This window comes from Streptomyces sp. NPDC093094, assembly GCF_044754345.1.
In the GTDB taxonomy this organism is placed as follows: Bacteria; Actinomycetota; Actinomycetes; order Streptomycetales; family Streptomycetaceae; genus Streptomyces.
This window is the reverse complement of sequence record NZ_JBIVOX010000007.1, coordinates 254,938-279,012: the sequence shown is the minus strand read 5'-3', so window position 1 is coordinate 279,012 and position 24,075 is coordinate 254,938. Positions and strand designations below refer to the sequence as shown.

Annotated in this window: 18 protein-coding genes; 11 read left to right on the top strand and 7 right to left on the bottom strand. The window is 73.3% G+C overall.

Features of this window, described 5'->3' with window-relative positions; all coding sequences use genetic code 11:
* Positions 1-278: 278 nt before the first annotated feature.
* The gene (locus ACIQGV_RS17335) at positions 279-1,034 is read left to right on the top strand and encodes a ferritin-like fold-containing protein (RefSeq protein WP_402495859.1); all 756 of its coding nucleotides are present in this window, start codon (positions 279-281) and stop codon (positions 1,032-1,034) included.
* Between the two features lie 88 nt (positions 1,035-1,122).
* On the opposite strand, the gene ACIQGV_RS17330 is transcribed toward ACIQGV_RS17335, so the two are convergent.
* The 4 genes from ACIQGV_RS17330 to ACIQGV_RS17315 form a co-directional block, all read right to left on the bottom strand.
* Positions 1,123-1,395 (bottom strand): hypothetical protein, encoded by a 273-nt coding sequence (locus ACIQGV_RS17330; protein WP_402495497.1) that lies wholly within the window; start codon positions 1,393-1,395, stop codon positions 1,123-1,125.
* 186 nt (positions 1,396-1,581) lie between these two features.
* Complete coding sequence (locus ACIQGV_RS17325; protein WP_402495495.1) at positions 1,582-1,809, bottom strand: DUF3107 domain-containing protein; 228 nt, start codon at positions 1,807-1,809, stop codon at positions 1,582-1,584.
* 193 nt (positions 1,810-2,002) lie between these two features.
* Positions 2,003-2,647 (bottom strand): TetR/AcrR family transcriptional regulator, encoded by a 645-nt coding sequence (locus tag ACIQGV_RS17320; protein ID WP_402495493.1) that lies wholly within the window; start codon positions 2,645-2,647, stop codon positions 2,003-2,005.
* A 184-nt stretch (positions 2,648-2,831) separates the two neighbouring features.
* Positions 2,832-3,056: a hypothetical protein gene (locus tag ACIQGV_RS17315; protein ID WP_402495491.1), complete on the bottom strand. Its 225-nt coding sequence runs from the start codon at positions 3,054-3,056 to the stop codon at positions 2,832-2,834.
* Positions 3,057-3,380: 324 nt separating this feature from the next.
* On the opposite strand from ACIQGV_RS17315, the gene ACIQGV_RS17310 reads away from it, so the two are divergent.
* The 8 genes from ACIQGV_RS17310 (at position 3,381) to ACIQGV_RS17275 (ending at position 13,249) form a co-directional block, all read left to right on the top strand.
* Entirely contained in the window at positions 3,381-4,379 is a 999-nt protein-coding gene (locus ACIQGV_RS17310; protein WP_402495489.1) for an alpha/beta fold hydrolase, read from the top strand.
* A gap of 544 nt (positions 4,380-4,923) precedes the next feature.
* On the top strand, positions 4,924-5,970 hold the full coding sequence (locus ACIQGV_RS17305; RefSeq protein WP_402495487.1) for a DUF3152 domain-containing protein: 1,047 nt from the start codon (positions 4,924-4,926) through the stop codon (positions 5,968-5,970).
* 261 nt (positions 5,971-6,231) lie between these two features.
* Positions 6,232-7,935 carry a DUF3492 domain-containing protein gene (locus tag ACIQGV_RS17300; RefSeq protein ID WP_402495484.1) on the top strand — a complete coding sequence of 568 codons (1,704 nt, stop codon included), beginning with the start codon at positions 6,232-6,234 and terminating at the stop codon, positions 7,933-7,935.
* A gap of 44 nt (positions 7,936-7,979) precedes the next feature.
* On the top strand, positions 7,980-9,353 hold the full coding sequence (locus ACIQGV_RS17295; RefSeq protein ID WP_402495481.1) for a hypothetical protein: 1,374 nt from the start codon (positions 7,980-7,982) through the stop codon (positions 9,351-9,353).
* Positions 9,354-9,721: 368 nt separating this feature from the next.
* The gene (locus ACIQGV_RS17290; protein WP_402495479.1) at positions 9,722-10,690 is read left to right on the top strand and encodes an NAD-dependent epimerase/dehydratase family protein; all 969 of its coding nucleotides are present in this window, start codon (positions 9,722-9,724) and stop codon (positions 10,688-10,690) included.
* Positions 10,678-11,427: a spherulation-specific family 4 protein gene (locus ACIQGV_RS17285; RefSeq protein ID WP_402495477.1), complete on the top strand. Its 750-nt coding sequence runs from the start codon at positions 10,678-10,680 to the stop codon at positions 11,425-11,427. The genes ACIQGV_RS17290 and ACIQGV_RS17285 overlap by 13 nt, the downstream gene beginning before the upstream one ends.
* Before the next feature lie 63 nt (positions 11,428-11,490).
* Positions 11,491-12,669, top strand: coding sequence for an adenylyltransferase/sulfurtransferase MoeZ (gene moeZ, locus ACIQGV_RS17280; RefSeq protein WP_402495475.1), 1,179 nt, complete (start codon positions 11,491-11,493; stop codon positions 12,667-12,669).
* Between the two features lie 337 nt (positions 12,670-13,006).
* A complete protein-coding gene (locus ACIQGV_RS17275; RefSeq protein WP_402495473.1) occupies positions 13,007-13,249 on the top strand; it encodes a hypothetical protein in 243 nt (80 codons plus the stop codon).
* Between the two features lie 79 nt (positions 13,250-13,328).
* Here ACIQGV_RS17275 and ACIQGV_RS17270 read toward each other — a convergent pair whose 3' ends face one another.
* The 3 genes from ACIQGV_RS17270 to ACIQGV_RS17260 form a co-directional block, all read right to left on the bottom strand.
* Entirely contained in the window at positions 13,329-14,870 is a 1,542-nt protein-coding gene (locus ACIQGV_RS17270) for an alpha/beta hydrolase (protein ID WP_402495470.1), read from the bottom strand.
* Positions 14,871-15,005: 135 nt separating this feature from the next.
* Positions 15,006-16,550: an alpha/beta hydrolase gene (locus ACIQGV_RS17265; protein ID WP_402495468.1), complete on the bottom strand. Its 1,545-nt coding sequence runs from the start codon at positions 16,548-16,550 to the stop codon at positions 15,006-15,008.
* A 199-nt stretch (positions 16,551-16,749) separates the two neighbouring features.
* On the bottom strand, positions 16,750-19,530 hold the full coding sequence (locus ACIQGV_RS17260) for a lysylphosphatidylglycerol synthase domain-containing protein (RefSeq protein ID WP_402495465.1): 2,781 nt from the start codon (positions 19,528-19,530) through the stop codon (positions 16,750-16,752).
* A 185-nt stretch (positions 19,531-19,715) separates the two neighbouring features.
* Here ACIQGV_RS17260 and ACIQGV_RS17255 point away from each other — a divergent pair, with 185 nt between their 5' ends.
* Complete coding sequence (locus tag ACIQGV_RS17255; RefSeq protein WP_402495462.1) at positions 19,716-20,102, top strand: MGMT family protein; 387 nt, start codon at positions 19,716-19,718, stop codon at positions 20,100-20,102.
* Positions 20,103-20,359: 257 nt separating this feature from the next.
* Positions 20,360-23,977 (top strand): ATP-dependent helicase, encoded by a 3,618-nt coding sequence (locus ACIQGV_RS17250; protein WP_402495459.1) that lies wholly within the window; start codon positions 20,360-20,362, stop codon positions 23,975-23,977.
* The last annotated feature ends 98 nt before the right edge of the window (positions 23,978-24,075 follow it).

Here is a 24,075-nt window from a genome sequence, read left to right as displayed (position 1 = left end):
GCACGGAGACGTACGGTCAGGGAGGGCTGTCGGGTCGGAGCCGATCGGGCCACCGACCGGGCATCCTCATACGTGCGGCCTGTCGAGGCACGACGCGTCCGACGCGTTCGGACATGCCTTCGTACCAGCAGGCGCATTACCACCATACCCCGGATCGGCGCACACGCGATGGCCGATTCGGTCACGTTGTCGTCGTCACACCCGTCGGCGCGGTCCCGCGGGCCGTCGTGGCCGCCATGACTGACCAGGGACTTCCCCCGTGCGGCAAGCGGGCTATTGTGCGCTTCATGACGACCTCTGACAAGCCTGACAACGCCCCCGACGCCGCTGCCGAAACCACCGGGGTCGCCGCCCAGGACTGGGCGCGGGCCTCCGCCGATCCGCAGTACCGCGCCGCGGTCGTGGATCTGCTCGGCGCGCTCGCGTACGGCGAGCTCGCGGCGTTCGAGCGGCTGGCGGAGGACGCCAAGCTGGCGCCGACGCTGGAGGACAAGGCGGAGCTCGCGAAGATGGCGTCGGCCGAGTTCCACCACTTCGAGCGGCTGCGGGACCGGCTGACGGAGATCGGTGAGGAGCCCACGGCGGCGATGGAGCCGTTCGTCGCCGCGCTGGACGGCTTCCACAAGCAGACGGCGCCGTCGGACTGGCTGGAGGGCCTGGTCAAGGCGTATGTCGGCGACTCGATCGCCAGCGACTTCTACCGCGAGGTCGCGGCGCGGCTGGACTCGGACACGCGGTCGCTGGTGCTCGCGGTGCTGGACGACACGGGGCACGCGGGATTCGCCGTGGACCGGGTGCGGGCCGCCATCGAGGCCGACCCGCGGGTGGGCGGACGGCTCGCGCTGTGGGCTCGGCGGCTGATGGGCGAGGCCCTGTCGCAGTCGCAGCGGGTGGTCGCTGACCGGGACGCGCTGTCCACGATGCTGGTGGGCGGGGTGGCCGACGGGTTCGACCTCGCCGAGGTCGGGAAGATGTTCTCGCGGATCACCGAGGCGCACACCAAGCGGATGGCCGCGCTGGGCCTGGCCGCCTGACGTCCGGGGCGCCGGTCCCGGTGCGGTGCGCGGCCGTCCCCCGGGCGGGGCCGGCCGCGCGGTTCCCGGTCCCGGGAGTTCCCGGTGCCTAGGCCGTCGTCACCGATCGCCGTCGAAGCCGCCCCGTCGGACGGATCAGCAGGGACAGCGACGCGACCGAGACGATCAGGGCGCCCAGGAGACTCAGCGGGACCGCGGCCGCGTCCAGGGCGGTGTGGGTGACGAAGTCGCCGAAGAGGGCACCGGCCGCACCGGTGCAGAGGACCAGGGGGCGGGCGGGCAGACGGTGTGCCAGGCGGTGCGTCGCGGCCCACGCCAGGGCGAGGCCGAGCAGAGCGGAGCCGAGCGCTTCCAAGATCATGAAGGGTCCCTCCCACACAGCCGGCACGGTGCTTGCGGTCGTGGTCCGTCTTACCCTTGACCTGCGGAATCCAATCCTCCCGCGAGGGAGGTGTGCTCCGTCCGTGAACGAATGCACGAGGGGCCCGGTGACCGTGGTCACCGGGCCCCTCGTGCGGGCGTACACCCAGAGTCTCTCCGACAGGCCCTAGAGCGCGCCGAAGCCCACCTTGCGCGGGGCGGGCTCGCCCAGCTCGATGTAGGCGAGGCGGTCGGCCGGGACCAGGATCTTGCGGCCGTGCTCGTCCACCAGGCTCAGCAGCTGCGACTTGCCGGACAGCGCGTCGGCCACGATGGCCTCGACCTCGTCGGCAGTCTGACCGCTCTCCAGAACGATCTCGCGCGGCGCGTGCTGCACGCCGATCTTGACCTCCACGGCTATGTCCCTCCGAACGGTCAGTGAAGTGCGCGGACGTCCGCGCCGTACCCAGCACACATTAGCCCGGTGAGGGGACGGACACGGACCGCACGGCCACGCCAACAGCGAACAGCCGCCGGGAACACATCCCGGCGGCTGTTCTTCTTCGTGCTGTGCTCGTGTCGTACGTCGTGCCGCGTTCCGGCTGCCGTCAGTGGGACTGCTCGATGCCGTGCAGCGGGAAGCCCGCGATACCGCGCCAGGCGAGCGAGGCCAGCAGCTGGACCGCCTGGTCGCGCGGGACGCTGCGGTCGCTGTGCAGCCAGGAACGGGCGACCACCTGGGCGAGACCGCCCAGACCGGAGGCGAGCAGCATCGACTCGGCGCGCGAGAGTCCGGTGTCCTCGGCGATGACGTCGCAGATCGCCTCGGCGCAGTCGTTGGTGACCTTGTCGACGCGCTCACGCACGGCGGGCTCGTTCGTCAGGTCCGACTCGAAGACCAGGCGGAAGGCGCCGCCGTCGTCCTCGACGTAGGCGAAGTAGGCGTCCATGGTGGCCCGTACGCGCTGCTTGTTGTCGGTCGTCGACGCCAGCGCGCCGCGTACGGCCTGGATCAGGGACTCGCAGTGCTGGTCCAGCAGTGCGAGATAGAGGTCGAGCTTGCCCGGGAAGTGCTGGTAGAGCACCGGCTTGCTGACGCCGGCGCGCTCGGCGATGTCGTCCATCGCGGCCGCGTGGTAGCCCTGCGCCACGAAGACTTCCTGAGCGGCGCCCAGCAGCTGGTTCCGTCGGGCACGGCGCGGCAGGCGCGTGCCCCGCGGGCGTGCCGCCTCTGTCTGCTCGATGGCTGTCACGCCGCCTCCCAAAATCGTCCACATGCGGTGTGCGCCGCGCGGCCATCGTACTTTTCGGTAACCGTGGTGTGCGCGGTGCGAGCGCAGAATTTCACGTACCGGACGGCGGCGAAAGCCGTTCAGACGGTTTCGAACAGGAACACAAGGGGCATAGCTCCGCCTCTTTCCTGTTCAGGGCCGTCCGTCAGCGGTAGTCGTCCTCGTCCAGCGAGACGACCCGGGCCTGCTCCGCCAGGTCGGCCACGTCGGCCCGGCCGGAGCCGGCGTCCGTCAGCGGGTCGTCGTGCTCGGAAGCCACGTCGGTGTGCTGCTCGGCCGAATCCGCCTCGGGCGCCTCTACGCCGAAGTCCTGGTTCTCCCGTGTCTCCTCGTCCTCGAACGTCGCGGGATCGGTGGGGTCGACGGTCATGGTGGGCTCCCTTCCTGCGCGCGTCCGCGTGCATCCCTGAAATGCGTCCCCGGCATCAGCAGGGGTCACAACGCGGGTGCCCTCTGTACGAGCCTAGGAGACACGTCATCGGGGCGCTATGCCATCCGCGTTCAGCGGGATCACGGGGCGCGTGCGCGTGCGTGTGCCGTGGAACGCGTGGTGAAGCGCGTTGTGGGGCATGCCGCGAAACGTGGTGCGGAACCTGTTGTGAAACCTGCTGTAAAACCTGTTGCGAAACCTGTTGTGACGGCGAACACAGGCGAACACAACAGTGCGCACGTGATCACCTCGTAACATTGCCGCATGTCTTCGACCGAGCTGCCTCCTGTGCCTGCCGCCAGTGTGCTCCCGAAGCCGGCACCCGTCCGGGTCGCGGACGGCGAGAAGCTGCGGTCGGTCGGGTTCCCCGGGATCACGCTCTCAGTCCGGTCGAGGCCGCCCGCGCGGGAAGGACTCCCGCCCGCGCTCTTCGTCCACGGGCTCGGCGGTTCCTCGCAGAACTGGACCGAGCTGATGCGGCAGCTCGACGGGGTCGTCGAGAGCGAGGCGCTCGATCTGCCGGGCTTCGGCGACTCGCCGCCGCCGGACGACGGCGACTACTCGGTGACCGGGCACGCGCGCGCGGTGATCCGCTACCTCGACGCCGCCGGACGCGGGCCGGTGCACCTCTTCGGCAACTCCCTCGGCGGCGCGGTCACCACCCGCGTCGCCGCCGTACGGCCGGACCTCGTGCGCACGCTCACCCTCGTCTCGCCCGCGCTGCCCGAGATCCGCGTCCAGCGCACCGCCGTCCCCACCGCGCTGCTCGCCCTGCCGGGCGTGGCGGCCCTCTTCACGCGGTACACCAAGGGCTGGACGGCGGAACAGAGGGTCCGGGGGGTCCTGGGGCTGTGTTACGGCGACCCCGGACGGGTGACTCCCGAGGGATTCCGCAACGCGGTGGAGGAGATGGAGCGGCGGTTGCAGCTGCCGTACTTCTGGGACGCGATGGCGCGCTCCGCGCGCGGGATCGTCGACGCGTACACCCTCGGTGGCCAGCACGGACTCTGGCGACAGGCGGAGCGGGTGCTCGCGCCGACCCTGCTGGTCTACGGCGGACGCGACCAGTTGGTCGGCTTCCGCATGGCCCGGAAAGCGGCCGGCGCCTTCCGGGACTCGCGCCTTGTGACGCTTCCGGACGCCGGACATGTGGCCATGATGGAGTACCCGGATACCGTGGCCACCGCCTTCCGGGACCTGCTCGCCCACGCGGGCGGGGCCGACGGCGGGGCCGCGAACACGACCGAGAACAAAAGGAGCTGAGGCGCGGGTGGGACGCCACAGCCGCCGCGGCCCCGCACCCAAGGGGACCGCTGCGGACACGGGGGTTCGCCGGAGGTTCCTCGGGGGTTCGGGGGGAACGCCGGGCCCGGCCGGGGGACCGGGAGCCGCGGGAGCGGCGTCCCGGCAGCGGCCGGAGCCGCAGGGGCGGCAGCCGCAGGAACCGCAGGGGTCTCAGCAGGCCCAGTATTCGACGCAGCCTCAGCAACCGCAGCAGCCTCAGCAACCGCAGCAGTCGCCGCGGCCCCAGCAGCCCCAGAGGGCCCAGCAGCCGCGGGCCGGACGGCCCGGGGGCGGTACGCCCGGCTACGGGACCCCCGCGGGCGGGACGCCCGTGCACCGCGACGGAACTCCCGCCCATGGAACGCCGGTTCACGGCGCCCCCGGGCAGGGGGTGCCCCGGTACCCCGACGGGACCCCCGCGCACGGCGTACCGCGGTTCGCCGACGGGACCCCCGCGCACGGCACGCCCCGGGTGCGAGGCGGACATCCCGAGCAGCGGGAAACCGGTGGAGGCTGGGGGGAGTTGGCGGGTACGGCCTCGGGGGCCGGGTCCGCTCTGCCCCGGCAGCGGCCGACCGGGCCGGGTGGGCCGCGGCGGGAGTACCTCGCGGCGTTCGAGGCGCAGGGCGACGCCCCTGGGCTCCGTACGGCCGCGCCGGCGGCCTCCGACCCGTACGCCTCCGCCACCCGGTGGGACGCGTTGCCGCGTACCGCCGTCGGGGGCGAGGGTCTGCCGCCGGCCGGCGATCCGGCGCGCGGCAAGGGCGGCAAGGGGCGTGCGCTGACGGGGATCGCGGCGGCGGCCGTGACCACCGTGCTGGCCGTCGTCGTGACCGGCCAGGTCGCCGACCGGGGCGACGACCCCGCCGTGGGCACCCAGGCGGCCGCCGGCGAGGGCCGGGGCATCGACGACGGGGCCTCGCGCGGGGACGGCCGGCCGACGCCCTCCACGCCGCCCGACGTGGCGCCGCTGACGTACGAGCAGAAGATCGGGAAGAAGTACCCGCTGGCACCCGGTCTCGCCGGCTCGGGGAAGTTCGACGCGATCCCGGGCATCGACAAGGCGCCCGGCAAGGGGCAGAAGTTCACCTACCGGGTGGACGTCGAGCAGGGGCTGGGTCTGGACGGCGAGCTGTTCGCGCAGACCGTGCACAAGACGCTGAACGACAACCGCAGTTGGGCCCACAACGGCGGCCGCACCTTCGAGCGCATCCATTCCGGCCGGCCCGACTTCGTCATCACCCTGGCCAGTCCGGGCACCACCGCCAAGTGGTGCGCCATGTCCGGCCTCGACACGACCGAGGACAACGTCTCCTGCGACTCGGCCTCCACCGAACGCGTGATGATCAACGCGTACCGCTGGGCTCAGGGTTCCGAGACGTACGGCGACGCGATCCACGCCTACCGGCAGATGCTGATCAACCACGAGGTCGGCCACCGGCTCGGTTTCTCCCATGTGACCTGCGACGAGGACGGCGACCTCGCGCCGGTCATGCAGCAGCAGACCAAGTTCCTCGACCACGACGGGATCAGCTGCAGGCCCAACCCGTGGGCGTACCCGAACGACTGACCGGCCGCCCGGCGCACGGTGACTTTGCGTGTGTCATCGATCTCTTGGCGCGACAGAACGCGACCCGCGCAAGAAAGTTACGACCGTTCACCCCTTCCGGTGGGGGGGGGGGGGGGCGCGCCCCCCCCCCCCCCCCCCCGCGGCGCCGCCCCCCCCCCCCCCCCCCCCCCCCCCCCCCACCGCCTTGTCCGCTTACGTTCGTCCCGCTGCGAGCCGTCGGGCCAACGACGGCTCTGGATACGGGAGATCGGGGGTGCGCTCGTGCGCATCGGACTGCTTGCGGAGGGTGGCTATCCGTATGTGAGCGGTGACGCAACGCTCTGGTGCGACCGCCTTGTGCGCGGACTCGGGCAGCACGAGTTCCATGTGTACGCGCTCAGCCGCGACGACCACCAGGAGGACGAGGGCTGGATCCCGCTGCCGCCGCAGGTCAGCCGGGTGCGCACCGCGTCGCCGGGGACCGTGGAGGGCGAGGGCGTCACCTACGGCCGCCGGGCCAGGCGGCGGTTCGACGAGTGCTACGGCGAACTGGCCGGAGCCCTGTGCGAGGCGGTGTCCGCCGGTGCTCCGCCACAGCCTTCCACCACTGAGGCGGACCGTTTCGCCAGCGCGCTGTACGGGCTGGCCGAACTCGCCCGTGACGAGGGCGGCCTCGGAGCGGCACTCCGTTCTGAGACCGCCGTACGCGCCCTCGAACGCGCCTGTCGTGCGCCGGGCGCCCCGCGTGCCGCCCACGAGGCCGGGGTCCCCGACCTGCTCGCGGTCGCCGCGCACCTGGCGCGCGCCCTGACCCCGCTCTCCCTGGACTGGTACGAGGAGGACGGGCTCGGCGCGGTCGACCTGGCCCACGCCGCGTCCGGCGGCACCGCCGCCCTGCCCGGACTGCTCGCCCGCCACTTCTGCGGGGTGCCGCTGCTCGTCACCGAGTACGGGGTGCGGCTGCGCAGCCACTACCTCGCCACCGGCGCGCACGAGCCGCCCGCCGTGCGCGCCCTGCTCGCCGCCTTCCACGGCCGGCTCGCCGCGGAGACCTACCGGCAGGCCGCGTACATCACCCACGGCAACTCCCACGCCCGCCGCTGGCAGGAGCGCTGCGGGGCCGACCGGGCCAAGCTGCGCACCGTCTTCCCGGGCCTGGACGCGGCCCCGTTCGCCGAGATCGGCGAGGCCCCCGAGGCCGCGGACCCCGACACGCTGGTCTGGGTGGGCCGCGTGGAACCGGCCAAGGACCTCGTGTCCCTGCTGCACGCCTTCGCGGAGATCCGCAAGGCGGAGCCGAAGACCCGGCTGCGGCTGATCGGCCCGCCCGCCGGGGCCGACGGCGCCGCCTACCTCACCCACTGCAAGGCGCTCGCCGCCCAGCTCTTCCCCGACGAGGCCGACGGGCCGCACTCCGTCGGCGACAACCCCGTCTCCTTCGAGGAGATCGGCGGCCCCGAGACGCCCGGCCTCGCGCAGGCGTACGCCTCCGGCGCGGTGGCCGTCCTGTCCAGCGTCGTCGAGGGCTTCCCGCTCGGCCTCGCCCAGGCGATGCTCTGCGGCCGGGCGACGGTGTCGACCGACGTCGGCGCGGTCGTGGAGGTCATCGGCGGTACGGGGCTGGTGGTGCCGCCGCGCAATCCACGGGCGCTCGCCGAGGCGTGCGTGTCGCTGCTGCGCGACCCCGAGCGCCGTGCGCGCCTCGGTGCCGCCGCTCGCGCCCGCGCACTCGAACTGTTCGCCGTCGAGCAGAACGTCGCGGCATTTCACGGCATCTACCTGGAGATCGTCGCGCAGTGTCCGGTCCGCCGTGTCCTCCTCGGCGGCAGCGGGGAGCCGCTGCCGTTCGCCGTGCCCGCCGAGGCGCATGTCCCGGGACGCTGGCCTCCGCCCGCGCCCGCTCCGGTTCCCGGCTGGGCGGCGGGCCCGCCCGTACGGGCCACGGTGCGCGCCACCGCCGTTCCGGCCGGGGAGGGTCTGCGATGAGCGGGACCGGGAGACGGCCGGCGGCGGCGCGGAGCGGAGCGGGAGTGCCGCGTGACGCGGTGGCCCCGGGCGAAGCGGGTGACACGGGAGTTCCGGGTGCCGAGGGAGCGCTCGGCGGTGCGGGAACGCCGGGCGGGGCGGAGGAGTCGCACGGCGCGGGGGCGTCGCACGGCGCGGGAGCCTGGGACGAGGGGTCGCAGGTGTGGTCGGCCGAGGAGGAGAACGCGGTCGAGGCCCTGGCCGAAGCCGTGGCGGAGGCGGCCGCGGGCGTGGGCAGGGACACGGCCTCCGGGGGCGACGGCCGGTGGACCGCGGCGACGCCCCGCAGGGGCACCGCGGACCCGGTGAAGACCCTGATGCACCGTCACCGGGAGCTGTGTGAAAGGGCCGTCGATCCGCTGGAGATCGCCGCAGGGCTGGAGGCGCACGGGGTCACCGACCGTACCGCCGTGCGCTTCCGGCACCGGGACGTCTTCTCACTGGCGGAGGAGATGTTCGCGCGCGTGCCGCGGGACGCCGAGGCGCAGTCGCGGCTCGCCGTTCCCCGCGTCACCGCCGGTCCGGGCCCGCGCGGTGCCGGCTGGGTCCTGCGGGCTCTGCTGCCGGGTGCGGCGTGCGCGGCGGCGGTGACCGGGCTGCGGCTGACCGACGGGCACGCCCGGCTGCCGGTGGCCGCGGCGGGCGTGCTCGCCGTGTGCCTGGCGCTGCGGTTCGCGTTCGCCCGCGGTCCGCTGAGCGTGCGGCGCGCGGTGCCGGCCGGGGGTGCCCGGGCCGCCTGGCTGATCGGGTATGCCGCCCTCGGCGACGGACTGCTCCGGGCCGCTGTCACCGGCGGCCCCGACACCCTGCCGACCGGTACCGCCGAGGGCCCCTGGCCGCTGGCCGCCGCGTCCCTGTCGGCGCTCGCCCTCGGCTGCGTGCCCGCCGTGCTCGGTGCCCGCCTCTTCGCCTCCGAGGCCCGGCGCAGACTCACCGGCAGCCGCGGTCTGGAGGAGTTCGCGTCCGCCGTACGTCCGCTGCTGCTCGGCTCGTTCGCCCTCTTCCTGGGCGCGCTGGCCGTGCTGCTCGTCCTGTGCGGACAGGTCCTGGACGAACGAGTCGGGTACGCCCAGGCCCTGAGCCTGGGCGCGCTCCTGCTGCTCGCCCGGATGCTCACCGCGCACCGCTTCACCCACGCGCCCGTGGTCGTCCTCACGGTATGCGCGGTGGCCGAGGGCGTCGCCCTGGCCTCCGTCTTCGCCGGCCGGCTTCCCGGCTGCGGCTTCCTGTCCGTCCCCGTGGAGGAACTCGTCGAGGTCTGGGGGCCCGGGAGTGTCCCGGCCCTGATCTGCGCGGCGGGAGCCCTCACCCTGCTGATCCACGCCGGCCGCACGCTGACCCGCGCCTCGGCGCACGCGGGGCCGGCCCCGTCGCCCTGACCGGAGGCGGACGGCCGTCCGACGGCGCGGCGCCTTCGCGCGCACGACCGGGAAGGCGGCCCCGTCGCCGTCCCCGTACTCGCCCCGCTTCACCTCTCCGCCCCTCCACCTCTGCCTCTTCGGCGCCAACTCTTCGAAGGAGAAGACCAGATGACCACCTCCCCACCAGAAGCCGCCGGGGCCGCCGGCGGGGTGCGAGCCGGGACCGCCGGCACAGTGCGAGCCTGCGGCACAGGCGCATACGCAGGCACAGGCACAGTTCGGGCCGGAGCCCCGGACGCGGTTCGGGCCGGAGTCCCGGACGCGGTTCGGGCCGGAGTCCCGGACGTGGCCGGAGCCGCACGGACACACACCCCGGGAGCGGCGCGATGAGGGTCCTGCTGATCGGAGCCAACGGCTACCTCGGCCGGTTCGTCGCCGACCGCCTGCTCGCCGACCCGGCCGTCCAGCTCACCGCGCTCGGCCGCGGCGACGACGCCGACGTCCGCTTCGACCTCGCCTCCGGCAGCCCGGGAGCGCTCACCCGTTTCCTGGACGCCGTGCACCCTGGTGTCGTCGTCAACTGCGCCGGTGCCACCCGGGGCGGCGCCCGTGAGCTCACCCGGCACAACACCGTCGCCGTGGCCACCGTCTGCGAGGCCCTGCGGCGCAGCGGCTGCGGAGCCCGGCTGGTCCAGATCGGCTGCGCCGCCGAGTACGGCCCCAGCCAGCCCGGATCCTCCACCGCGGAGGACGCCGTCCCCCGCCCCGGCGGGCCGTACGGCGTCAGCAAGCTCGCGGCCACCGAACTCGTCCTCGGCTCCGGCCTCGACGCGGTCGTCCTGCGGGTGTTCTCGCCCGCCGGACCCGGCACCCCGGCGGGCTCGCCGCTCGGCCGGCTCGCCGAGGCCATGCGACGGGCCATGCAGTCCGGCGACGGGGAGCTCAAGCTCGGCGGCCTGGGCGCCCAGCGCGACTTCGTCGACGTCCGCGATGTGGCGCGCGCCGTGCACGCCGCCTCGCTGTCTGCCGCGCAGGGCGTCATCAACATCGGCTCGGGCCGTGCGGTGCGGCTGCGCGACGCCGCGGCCGTCCTCGCACGTGTGGCCGGCTACGGCGGAGCCCTCCACGAACTCGACGGCCCGCCCGGCACCCTGCGGTCCTCCATCGGGCACCCCCGCGGCGACACCGACCACACCGGCCACGCGGCGCCCGTCGCCTATCCGTACCCGGACGGCTGCGGCAGCTGGCAGCAGGCCGATGTGCGCACCGCCCGCGACCGGCTCGGCTGGCGGCCCCGGATCAACCTCGAAGAGTCCCTCGCCGACATCTGGATGGAGGCGGCATGCCGCATCTGACCAGGAGGAAGGAGGGCGGCGCGAGCACCGGCGTCCGTACCGGCCTCGGCGTCCCCGGCCTTGCCCACCCACTGGTCGCACCGGCCGAATGGGGCGAGCTGACCCGGCCCGGCGCACCCGTGCACTGGGCCGTCCTCGACGTCGCCGACGGGCCCGGTGTCCGCCCCGATCCGCACTGCCTCCAGGCCGCCGGCCGGCTGCGCACGGCGGGCGTCCGTGTGCTCGGCCGCCTCGATCTCGTGCACGGCACCCGGGCCTTCGGCGATGTGATCTCCGACGTGCACCGTTATCTGGAGTGGTACCGGGTCGACGGGTTCCTGCTGCACCGCTGCCCGAGCGAGCGCGAGGCCCTGCCCCACGTCCGCCGTACCGTCGCCGCCCTGCGCGGCCTCGCCGAGAGCCCGCACATCGTCCTCGGACACGGCATCCAGCCCTATCCCGGCTATGCGGAGAACGCCGACCAGCTGGTGACGTTCTCCGGCTCGTGGAGCGACTACCGCTGGTCGCAGGCCGCCGAATGGACCGCCGACTACCCGCCCGAGCGCTTCTGCCACCTCGTCCACGGCGTGCCCCGCGGCCATCTCGACGAGGCGCTGCGCATCGCCCGCTGGCTGGGCGCCGCCACGATCTGGTTCACCGACCGCACGGACCACGGGGGCCGGGCGGACCCCTGGGAGGCCATGCCCGGCTACTGGGACGACATCGTCTCGCGGATCGGAACGGGTGTCTCGGAATGAAAAAGGCCGTGGCACTGTTACGGGGAGAACAACCGTAATGATTGACCGACCAACGGAGTCCCCGTGTCGCTGCCACCCCTGGTCGAGCCCGCCTCCGAGCTCACCGTAGACGAGGTCCGCAGGTACTCCCGCCACCTGATCATCCCCGACGTGGGGATGGACGGGCAGAAGCGGCTGAAGAACGCCAAGGTGCTCTGTGTGGGCGCAGGCGGCCTGGGCTCGCCGGCACTGATGTACCTCGCCGCCGCGGGTGTGGGCACTCTCGGCATCGTGGAGTTCGACGAGGTCGACGAGTCGAACCTGCAGCGCCAGATCATCCACAGCCAGGCCGACATCGGCCGCTCCAAGGCCGCTTCGGCGCGGGACAGCGTCCTCGGCATCAACCCGTACGTGAACGTGGTCCTTCACGAGGAGCGGCTTGAAGCCGACAACGTGATGGACATCTTCAGCCAGTACGACCTGATCGTCGACGGCACGGACAACTTCGCGACCCGCTACCTGGTCAACGACGCGTGCGTGCTCCTGAACAAGCCGTACGTGTGGGGCTCGATCTACCGCTTCGACGGCCAGGCATCCGTCTTCTGGTCCGAGCACGGCCCCTGCTACCGCTGCCTCTACCCGGAGCCCCCGCCGCCCGGCATGGTTCCCTCCTGCGCCGAGGGCGGCGTGCTCGGCGTGCTGTGCGCGTCCATCGGCTCCATCCAGGTCAACGAGGCCATCAAGCTTCTCGCGGGCATCGGCGAGCCGCTGGTGGGCCGCCTGATGATCTACGACGCCCTGGAGATGCAGTACCGCCAGGTCAAGGTCCGCAAGGACCCGGGCTGCGCGGTCTGCGGCGAGAACCCGACGGTCACCGAGCTCATCGACTACGAGGCGTTCTGCGGCGTCGTCTCCGAGGAGGCCCAGGCGGCGGCCGCCGACTCCACGATCACTCCCAAGCAGCTCAAGGAGTGGATCGACGACGGCGAGAACATCGAGATCATCGACGTCCGCGAGGTCAACGAGTACGAGATCGTCTCGATCCCCGGTGCCAGGCTGATCCCGAAGAACGAGTTCCTCATGGGCACCGCCCTGGAGACCCTGCCGCAGGACAAGAAGATCGTCCTGCACTGCAAGACGGGTGTCCGCAGTGCGGAAGTCCTCGCCGTCCTGAAGTCCGCGGGCTTCTCCGACGCCGTCCACGTCGGCGGCGGAGTCATCGGCTGGGTCAACCAGATCGAACCGGACAAGCCGGTCTACTGACCAGCCCGCTGACCGACCAGCACGGCTGACGAAGCCCACGGCTCTGACCAGCTCAGACGCCGTGGGCTTCTGTCGTACCCGGTCGACGTCGGGCGACATGCCGAGAAGTGACGCCTCGTCGGCGGCCGCCTGCCCGGGCTCCGGGAGAGAGCCGGCGGTGAGGCCGTACGGCTCCCGGCTCGCCGCGCATCACCTGGTCAGCACGGCGACCCTGCGAAACGTCCTGGCTGCGCACCCGTCGGACGGGCACGCGGCGGGCTTCCGCGGCCGGCTGTTCAACTCGGTTGACCGGAGGAGCCGCGGTTGCTCTACTGCGATGCCGGACCGGGGAGGGCCTGTGGCAGAACTGCCGGAGAGTGTGGATCGCGACATTCGGGAGGGGCGCACCATCCTCGCGGTGCAGGCGATTCGCAAGGCGCGAGGGTGCCCGCTCCGCGAAGCGGTTGATCTTTACCATCAGCGCTACGGAGAGCTTCATCCTGAGCCGGACTCGGCCCGGGAAGCTCCCCGGCCCCGCGTGCTGCGGTTCGAGCGGGACGGCTCGTTGGTCGTGTTCGAGGGACTTCAGGACGGTCGGTAGCCGGTCTGCCGGGACCAGGCTCGGGCCGCTTCTCCGGCGGGGTGCCGCGCACGGTCGGTGTGCGGGACCCCCGCCGGTGTCATGAGCAGACCTTGCCGTCCTTCGGGACCGTGCCCTGGAGCAGGTAGTCGTCGACCGTCGAGTCGACGCAGTCGCTCCCGCTGCCGTAGGCGCCGTGGCCCTCGCCCTTCCAGGTGAGGACGACCCCCACCCCCTCGCCCAGTTCGTCGGCCATGCGGCGGGCGCCCTCGTACGGGGTGGCCGGGTCGCCGGTGTTGCCGATCGTGAGGATCGGGGCGGCGCCGGGGGCACTGGTCTCCGGTGTGTCGTACTGGCCGGGCACAGGCCAGTCGTGGCACCAGCCGGCCGTGTCCCAGCCGAGGAAGGCGCCGAAGACGGGGGAGATCCGCTCGAACTCGGGCAGGGCCCGCTTCGCCTCCGCGGGCGTCGGCCGCTGCCGGTCGTCCAGGCACGATATGACGCGCTGGGCGTGAGTGGTCGTGCCGTAGTGCCCCGAGGTGTCCCGCTCGTTGTAGGCGTCGGCCAGGGTGAGCAGTTCGGAGCCGTCGCCCTTGCGCGCGGCCTCCAGCGCGCTGGTCAGGCTCGGCCAGCCGGCCTCGCTGTACAGCGGCAGCACGATGCCGGTGATCGCCAGGCTCTGCGTCAGTTTCCGTCCGGACGAGGCCGGCAGCGGCTCGGCGTCGATGCGGTCCAGCAGGTCGACGATCTCCGCCGTGCCCCGCTCGGGGTCCTTCCCCGTGGACTTCAGGTAGGCGTCGAGGGCCCGCTGGAAGCCCCTCGTCTGGTTCTCGGCGTGCCCCATGGCGTCGGCGGTGGGGTCGACGACCGCGTCCAGGACCATGCGGCCCACCTGACGCGGGAACAGATGGGCGTACACGCCGCCCAGTTCGGTGCCGTAGGAGATCCCGAAGTAGTGCATCCGCTTGTCGCCGAGCACCTGGCGCATCAGGTCCATGTCCCGCGCGGTGTCGGTCGTCGAGACGTGGGAGAGCAGGTCGCCGGTGGTGCGGGCGCAGTCCTCGCCGAAGTCGGCGGCGTCCGCCAGGTAGGCGCGTTCCTCCTCGGGGGTGTCCGGGGTGGCGTCCAGCGTCTCGGCGGCCTGGATCTCCTTGTCGTCGCGGCAGCGGACGCCCTCGCTCGCGCCGACCCCGCGCGGGTCGAAGCCGACCAGGTCGTACGCCTCGCGCAGGGAGGAGACGGTGAGCGCGTACGACGGCATCATCGACACCCCGGAACCGCCGGGTCCGCCGAAGTTGAACACCAGCGAGCCGATGCGGTCGTCCCCGCTCGCCTCGGTGCGGATCAGCGCCAGGTCGATGGTGTCGCCCTCGGGCTTCGCCCAGTCCAGCGGAACCTTCAGCGTCGCGCAGCTCCATTCGTCCCCGGGCGCGGGGGAGTCCTCGGTCTCCTCGCACGCGCCCCAGTCCGGCTTCTGCGCGGTGAGCGAGGACGGCAGAGCCGAGCGGGGGGCCGGCGCGAGGCCGGTCCGGGTCGCGTCCGGGTTCCTGCCGTCCTCGCCGTCCGGCGAACCGCCGGTGCAGCCCGCCAGCAGCAGGGCTGCGGCGGCGGCCGCGGCGGCCCTGCGTCCGAACTCTCGCATCGCGCATCCCCCTCCTGGCCGTCCGCGCTTCGGCGGGCGAACGGCGGTCAGGCCATGGTAGGACGGGTGCGCGAAGTTCGCCCAAGCCTGTGGATAACGTTCTGACCTGCGGCTTTCAGAGGTGGTCCGGATGCTTCAGGCGCAGACCGTGCCGGACGCGGGCACCTTGCCCTCCAGCAGGTAGCCGTTCACGGCGGCATGGACGCACTTGTTCTTGCTGTCGTAGGCCCCGTGCCCCTGCCCCTTGTACGTCACCTGCACGCCGACGCCCGGGCCCAGCGCCTCCACCATCCGCCGCGCGCCCTCGTACGGGGTCGCCGGGTCCCCCGTGTTGCCCACCACGAGGATCGGCGCCGAGCCGGGCGCGCTCACGTCGGTGTGGTTCGTGGCGCCCGGCACCGCCCAGTCGGTGCAGGTGATCATGCCCCAGGCCAGGGTGTCCCCGAACAGCCGCGAGGCGGAGCGGAACTCGGGCAGACTGGCCCGGACGAAGTCGGTGCTGTAGCGGGCCTTGTCGTCGGAGCAGTTGATGGCGATGTTCGCCGCGGTGATGTTGCTGTACTCGCCGTTCGTGTTGCGCCCGTTCATCGAGTCGGACAGCAGCATCAGCAGCTGGCCGTCCCCGTCGTACGCCTGGTCGAGCGCTTCGGTGAGGAACTCCCACAGGTCCTTGGAGTACAGGGCCTGGAGGATCCCGTTGGTGGCCGCCGACTGCGTGAGCTCGCGGGGGAAGGAGCCCGGGATCGGCTTGGCGTCGAGCTTCTTCAGCAGGGCGGCGATGCGGTCCTGCACGTTCTGGACGCTGTCGCCCACCGGACAGTCCTGGATCTTGGACACACAGTCCTCGGCGTAGTTCTCCAGCGCCAGCTGGAAGCCCGCGGCCTGGCCGAGGGCCCCCTGCTCGGGCGTCTCCGTCGGGTCGACGACCGCGTCGAAGACGGCCCGGCCCACCTTCTCGGGGAACAGATGCGCGTAGACGCCGCCCAGTTCGGTGCCGTAGGAGATGCCGAAGTAGTACAGCTTGTCGTCGCCGAGCACCTGGCGCATCAGGTCCATGTCGCGGGCGGCGTCCGTGGTGCGCACATGGGGCAGGATCCGCGAGGAGTGCTCCTCGCAGGCCGCGTTGAAGTCCTTCGTGCCGTCCAGCAGCGTGGTGCGCTCGGCGGCGTCGTCGGGTGTGGCGTCCTGCTGGAACCAGGCGTCGAGCTGCCGGTTGTCCAGACAGGTCACGGGTGCACTGCGGCCGACCCCGCGCGGGTCGAAGCTGACCAGGTCGTAGCGGGTGCGCAGGGCCGCGTAGTCCGGGCCGAAGGCGGGCAGCGTGTAGACGCCGGAGCCGCCGGGGCCGCCGAAGTTGAAGATCAGCGAGCCGATGCGCTTGTCCTCGTCGCCGCTCGTCCCGGCCCTGATCAGCGCCAGATCGATGGTGTCGCCCTTCGGGTCGTCCCAGTCGAGGGGCGCCTTCATGGTGGCGCACTGCCACTCGGCGCCGCCGGGCAGCGGGGACGGGGCGGTGCCGCCGCCCTCGGCCGCGGACGGGGCGGGACAGTCCTTCCAGTCCAGCTTCTGGGCCGTCAGGTCGTCGTCCTCGCTGTCGTCGCTGCATCCCGTCAGCAGGGAGGAGAACAGCAGGACGGTGGTGGCCAGGGCGCAGACGCGCAGGAGGGAGGGGATCGGCATGATCCCATCGTGCGGCTGGGCGGGACGACCCGCGCGGGGCACGGGCCGTACGAGGGACGCGGGCCGTACGCCCCCGCGCGGCCTCGACGGGTGCTCACGGCTCAGGCGCCGGCCGCCCCCGCTCCACGCCCGGGCCCGGCTGTCCTTGCGCTCACCGCCAGGCGCCGGCCGCCTCCGCCGCAGGCCCCGGCAAGGCGCCCTACAGCGCTCCCTTGCGGGTGAGGTGGTTGAACGCCAGCCAGCCCGGCAGCACCGGAATCCACAGCGTCAGCAGCCGGAACAGCAGGACGGCCGGGGCGGCGACCTCCTTGGGCAGGCCCACGGCGATCAGACCGACCGTCAGCGTCGCCTCGACCGCGCCCACGCCGCCCGGGGTCGGCGCGGCGGAGCCGAGCGCGTTGCCGGCCAGGAAGACGACCGCGACGCTGGCGAGGCTGATGGAGGTCGACTCGTCGCCGAAGGCGCGGATGGAGGCGTCCAGGCACATCACGAAGCAGGCGGTGAGCAGCAGCATGCCGCCGATGCCGGTGACCAGCTTCTGCGGCCGCTGGAGCACGTCGAGCATGCGCGGCACGACACCGGCGAACAGCGACCGCACGCGCGTGGAGACGAATTTCCGCAGGAACGGCACCGACGTCACCACGAGCACCAGCACGGCCACCGTCAGCAGGCCCGCGATGACGGTCCGGGACGGCGACAGGGACGGGGTCTTCTCGGTGCCGGTCAGATAGCCGAAGGACAGCAGCATCAGGATGTGACAGCCGAGCCCGAACAGCTGCGACGCCCCGACACTGGCGACGGCGAGCCCGGGACGCACTCCCGCGCGCTGGAGGAAACGCGTGTTGAGGGCCACCCCGCCGACCGCGGCCGGCGCCACGATCTTCACGAACGAGCCCGCGACCTGCGCCGCCACGGTCCGCACGAACGGTACGCGCTCCGGGACGAACCCCAGCAGGCTCATCGCGGCCGCGACATAGCTGAGCGCGGAGAACAGCACGGCGGCGACGACCCAGCCCCACTCCGCGCTGGCGAAGAGGGTGCCGAACTCGATGTGGGTGAGCTGCGACAGCAGGAAGTACGCGCCGAAGGCACCGGCGATGAAGCTGATCAGCGTCCGCGGACGCACCCGTTCCAGCCGGGCGGGCTCGACCGGGGCCTGCGGCCGGATGAGCAGCACCTCGTGCCGGATCTGCGTCAGCAGATCGTCCTCGCGCGCCTCCTCCAGCGCCTCGTCCATGGCCCGCTTCTCCGCCCGCGCCTCCGCGCGTTCGGCCTTCTTGTCGGCCTTGTCGAGACGTACGGGCCCGGGGTCGCCCTCGGCCGCCTCCAGGCGGGCCTGCTTGGCCAGCCGGGACGCCTCCAGCACGGCCTCGCGTTCGCGTTCGGCCCGCTCCCGGCCCAGCCGGCGCAGCGTCGCGCGTGTGGAACGCGTCAGCGCGATGGGCTGGAGCATCGGCAGACAGTCGGCGACGGTGTCGGGTCCGAGCACCTCGACCGCGCCGGCCACGGCCCGTTCCGCGCCCACCCGCAGCGCGAGGGTGGTCATCAACTGCGCGACGTCCATGCGCAGCAGCAGATCGCCGGCCGCGATCTCGCCGCCGCGCAGGTCGGTGAGGATCACCTTGCCGGAACGATCCACCAGAATCGCGTCCCCCGCGAGCCTGCGGTGCGCGATCCGGCGCGAGTGCAGGGCCTTCACCTGGTGCCAGGTGCTGCGCAGCAGCTCGTCGGTGATCTCCTCGTCCTCCAGCGAGTCCAGCGTGCGTCCGCCGGTGTGCTCGTAGACGAGCATCACGGCGTCGGGGCCGAGCTCGGAGGTGGCGATGAGCTTGGGCGCGTTGGCGCCGGCGGCGATGGCGGCGTACGCGAGCAGCGCCTCCTGCTCCAGCGCCTGGCGCAGCGACTGGAGGCTGCGGCGGGTGGCGAAGCCGCGCAGGGTGAGGTTGCGCCACACCCGGTAGAAGAAGCCGTGGGCCTGCTGTTCGCGGTCGACGACGGTGACGTCGAGCGGTGGGCCGTCCTCCAGGGTGACGAAGTAGCGCCGGCCCCGGTCGGTGCCGTCGGACGCCTCCGTCACCTCCTCGCGGGCCGCGCCCACCGGGCGGAAGCCGACGTGGCGCAGTCCGGCCATGAGCGTCTGGCCGGTGGGGCGGACATTGGGCGAGCCGACGGCGTAGAGGGTCCCGTAGGCCACGCTCCAGCCGATGAGCACCGTGAGGATGATCGAGAACGGCGTCGTGTAGCCGGTCACCAGCATCGAGAAGGCGTCCAGCATCAGCACGATCCACAGCACCGCACGCCAGCGGGGTCTGCGGGACATGCCGACGGCCGTCATGTAGGCGATGACCGGCGCGAGGTAGCCGTGCACCGGGTCGGTCAGGGCGGTGACGTCGCCGGGGGAGGGCTGGGTGAGCGCCTCCTGGATGGAGTCGGGTGCCGCGCGGGCGACCCACAGATCGGTGGCGAGTGTCACACCGTGCGCGAGGACGGCCGCGAGGACGCCGTCGGCGATCCGCAGCCCGTCGCGTTTGATCAGGCGCTCGATCGCGAAGGCGACGGGAACCAGGAGGATCGCGATGCTGGACGCCAGACCCGCGATCTTGATCAGGAGGTCGGGCGCCTGTCCCGTGCCCTTGTTGATGTCCTGTTCCAGGCCCGAGGTGGTGCCGTGGGCGAACGCGGCGATCGCCAGCAGGACGACGACGGCGAGCACGCCCACCAGGAGACGCATGAGGTCGGAGGGGCGGTGCACGCGCGCGGGGAGCAGCGGTTCGTCGCCCTCCACCTCGTCGGTACGGATCTCCTCGCCGTTCTCGGCGCCGCAGGCGTCGTCGGGCGCCTCGTCCCGGTGGGGGGCGCCCTGCGCGGCCGGTTCGTCCGTCCCGCGCGGGGCCTTCCCGGGAGTCTTCGCGGTGTCCGGGCGCGACGCAGCGTCAGAGGTGCCCTCCGCGTCGTCGGGGTGCACACCCTGCTGCTTCATCGTCTCTTCTTGATCTCGTATCAACGGTCACCGCCCGCACGATGGTGGCATGCCGCACCGACACACGGGGGCATCAGGGTGCAAACGCGGGGCGCACAGTCTGCCGGAAGGCCCGCTCCCGGGCGAGGGATACGCACGGTGGCGGGCCGCTCACATTGTCGGTGGGGTGGTGCAGGATGGGGTGAATGAGCGAGGAGAGCCTGCCGCAGGACGCCCGCGCGGAGTACGCGGACGCGCTGCCGGAGTACGCCGAGAAGGTCCTCGACGTCGCGGAACTGATCCCGCCGGGCCGCGTCATGACGTACGGGGACGTCGCCGAGTGGCTCCAGGAGGGGGGACCGCGCCAGGTGGGGCGCGTGATGGCGCTGTACGGGGGTGCCGTGCCGTGGTGGCGGGTCACCCGCGCGGACGGTGTGCTGCTGCCCGGCCACGAGCTGCGGGCGCTCGCCCACTACCGCGCGGAGGGCACTCCGCTGAAGGAGGCGGGCAGGTCGGCCGAGGGCCATCTGCCCCGCCTGGACATGAGGCGGGCGCGGTGGGACGGCGGCGGGCACGCGCAGGGTCACACCTGACAGCTTCCGGCATCGGGCGCGGACGCGGGGGACCCGTGATCCGTCCGGGGGAAACGGGGCACGTCCGCGACATGACGTACGTTCGTGGGGCGAGGGACGTATGTGGCGCGCGGGCCTGGAGGGAAGAACCGGAAGTTCTGCTTCCGATCCCTTCGTCGGCGTAGCGTCGGCTGCGCGCGTCCCCCTCACCTCCCGGCCACCGTCCTTCCCCCTGGGCGGCCCGCCAATCCGTACACCCACCAGGACCGGCGAACCACGTGAGCTCCTCTTCCTTCACCAGGCGCCCGGCGCACCCCTCGGTGCGTCAGGGGAGCCGTGGCGCTTACCGGCTGCTCCGCACCCCTCCGGCACAACCCGCCCCCCCTCGTCCGGACGCCGCGCAGAGCGCCGTGGTTGACCACCGGCAGGGGCCGCTGCTCGTCCTCGCCGGCCCCGGCACCGGCAAGACCACCACCCTCGTGGAGTCCGTCGAGGCCCGCATCGCACGCGGCGCGGACCCCCGGCGCATCCTTGTGCTCACCTTCAGCCGCAAGGCAGCCGTCGAACTGCGCGACCGCATGGCCCTGCGCACAGGGGCCGCCCGCGCGCCCCAGGCGACCACCTTCCACTCGTTCTGCTACGCCCTCGTCCGCGCCCACCAGGACAGCGAGCTGTTCGCCGAACCGCTGCGGCTGCTCTCCGGCCCCGAGCAGGACGTCGCCGTACGGGAACTGCTGTCCGGCCAGGCCGACCTGGAGCGTCTCGGCCTCACCCATGTGCGCTGGCCCGACGAACTGCGCGCCTGTCTGACCACGCGCGGCTTCGCCGACGAGGTCCGCGCGGTGCTCGCCCGCAGCCGCGAGCTGGGGCTGGACCCCGGCGCCCTGGACGCCTTCGCACGCCGCATCGGCCGCCCCGACTGGCGGGCGGCCGCCGCCTTCCTCGCCGAGTACCTCGACGTGCTCGACCTCCAGGGCGTCCTCGACTACGCCGAACTCGTGCACCGGGCGGTGCTCCTCGCCCACCGCCCGGACACCGCGGAGAAGCTCGCCGCGCAGTACGACGCCGTGTACGTCGACGAGTACCAGGACACCGACCCCGCACAGGTACGGCTGCTGCGGGCTCTCGCGGGCGCCGGCCGCACCCTCGTCGCCTTCGGCGACCCCGACCAGTCGATCTACACCTTCCGGGGCGCCGACGTGAACGGCATCCTGGACTTCCCGCGCACCTTCGCGCGCGTGGACGGCGGCCCGGCCCCCGTCGAGGTGCTGCGCACCTCCCGCCGCTCCGGCGCGGCCCTGCTCGGCGCGACCCGTCTGCTCACCCGGCGGATGCCCCTCACCCGTCTCCCGGCGGACCAGGTACGCGCCCACCGTGAGCTCACCGCGGTCCGGGACGGAGGCCGGGTGGAGGTCTTCACCTACCCGACGCCGGGCGCCGAGCTGGACAACATCGCCGACATCCTGCGCCGCGCCCACCTGGAGGACGGCATCCCCTGGGGCGACATGGCCGTCCTGGTGCGCGCCGGCTCCCGCACCATCCCGGCCGTCCGCCGCGCCCTCACCTCCGCGGGCGTCCCCCTCGACATCGACGGCGACGACCTGCCGCTGCGCCACGAACCGGCGGTGGCGCCCCTGCTGGCGGCACTGCGGGCGGTGGCCGAGGCGGAGGCGGGGACCGGGGCGCCCGCACCCGTGCGCACGGGCGCGGAGGCCGGGACCGGGGCCGGAGCCGGCACCGAGCCCGTCGCCGGAGCCGAGGACGGCAACGGTCCGCAGTCCGTCGCCGGGGCGGGGGCCGAAGGTGGTGCGCAGTCCGTCGTCGGGGCCGGGTCGGGGGTCGACGGTGGTGCGCGGTCTGTCGCCGGGGCGGGGGCCGAAGGTGGTGCGCGGTCTGTCGCCGGGGCGGGGGCCGAAGGTGGTGCGCAGTCCGTCGTCGGGGCCGGGTCGGGGGTCGACGGTGGTCCGCAGTCCGTCGCCGGGGCCGGAGGCGACGGTGGTCCGCAGGCCGGGCCGGGAGCCTGCTGGCTCGGCACCGAGACCGCCGTCTCCCTCCTCGCCTCCCCGCTCGCCGGCATGGACGCCGCCGACCTGCGCAGGCTCGGGCGTGCCCTGCGGGAGGAGGAGCGGGCCGCCGGGAACCCCGTACCGCCGCCCTCCGACGAGCTGCTCGCGCGGGCCCTGGCCGAGCCGGAGCGGCTGGCCGTCCACGACCCGGCGTACGCACGCGGGGCACAGCGCCTCGGCGCGCTGCTGCGCAAGGCCCGCGAGCGCCTCGCCGGCGGCGGTACGGCGGAGGAGGCGCTGTGGGACCTGTGGGAGGGCACCCCGTGGCCCGCGCGGCTGGAGCGGACGGCCCGGCGCGGCGGCGCGGCGGGCCGTAACGCCGACCGCGACCTGGACGCCGTGTGCGCGCTGTTCGCGACGGCCGCCCGCGCGGAGGAGCGCACCGGCGGACGGGGCGCGCTGAACTTCCTGGAGCAGATCGACGCCGAGGACATCGCCGCCGACACCCTCACCCGGCGTGCCCTGCGGCCCGACGCCGTCCGGCTGATGACCGCACACCGCTCCAAGGGGCTGGAGTGGCGCCTGGTCGTGGTGGCCGGGGTCCAGGAGGGACTGTGGCCGGACCTGCGCCGCCGCGGCTCCCTGCTGGAGGCCGACCGCATCGGCCGCGACGGACTCGCCGAACCGCTCACCCCCGGAGCCCTCCTCGCCGAGGAGCGGCGCCTGTTCTACGTCGCCGCCACGCGCGCGCGTGAGCGGCTCGTGGTCACCGCGGTGAAGACCCCCGCCGACGACGGCGACCAGCCCTCCCGGTTCCTCACCGAGCTGGGCGTCGAGCCCAGGGACGTCACCGGCCGCCCGCGCCGCCCGCTGTCGGTCGCCGCGCTCGTCGCCGAGCTGCGCGCCACCACCGTCGACCCGCGGGTGTCCGACGCACTCAGGGAGGCCGCCGCCCGCCGCCTGGCCCGGCTCGCCGCCCTCACCGACGACGACGGACGCCCGCTGGTGCCGTCCGCGCACCCCTACCGCTGGTGGGGCATGTTCGACCCCACCGAGTCCAAGGTGCCGCTGCGCGACCGCGACCAGCCCGTCGTGCTCTCCGGCAGTGCTCTCGACCAGCTCGCCAACACCTGCGCCCTGCAGTGGTTCCTCGGCCGGGAGGTGAAGGCCGACGCCCCCGCGACGGCCGCACAGGGCTTCGGCAACGTCGTGCACGTCCTCGCCGACGAGGTCGCGTCCGGCCACACCCCCGCCGACCTCGACGTCCTCATGGAGCGGCTCGACTCGGTGTGGAACGCGCTCGCCTTCGACGCGCCCTGGAAGTCGGCCCAGGAGAAGGAACACGCGCGCGTGGCGCTCGAACGCTTCCTGGAGTGGCACGTCATGGACCGCGCCGGCCGCACCCCGGTCGCCAGCGAGCAGGACTTCGACGTCACCCTGGGAGCGGGCGACTACGAGGTGCGCATCCGCGGCCAGATGGACCGTGTGGAGACCGACGGACAGGGCCGGGCCTACGTCGTCGACTTCAAGACGGGCAAGCAGGCGCCGACCGCGCGCGAGGTCGAGCGTCATCCGCAGCTCGCCGTCTACCAGCTCGCGGTCCGCGAGGGCGCCGTCGACGACGCCTTCGACGGGGTGCGCCCCGAACCGGGCGGAGCCGAGCTCGTCCATCTCCGGCAGGGCGCAGCCAAGCGGGACGGCGGGGAGAGCCTGCCCAAGGTGCAGGGCCAGGAGCCGCTGGAGGGCGAGTGGGTCGGCGGCCTGCTGGCCACGGCCGCCGGGAAGGTCCTCGACGAGCGGTTCACCCCCACGACCGGCCAGCACTGCACGCATTGCTCCTTCCAGGCGTCGTGCAGCGCACGGCCGGAAGGACGGCACGTGGTCGACTAGGGCCCTTCTGGCGGATCTCCGTGGGAGAAGGAGCGGCGTTCGGTGCGTGCGATCGGTGTGCGGCGCGGAGGGTCATGTGGCGGAGCCACCTGGCCCTC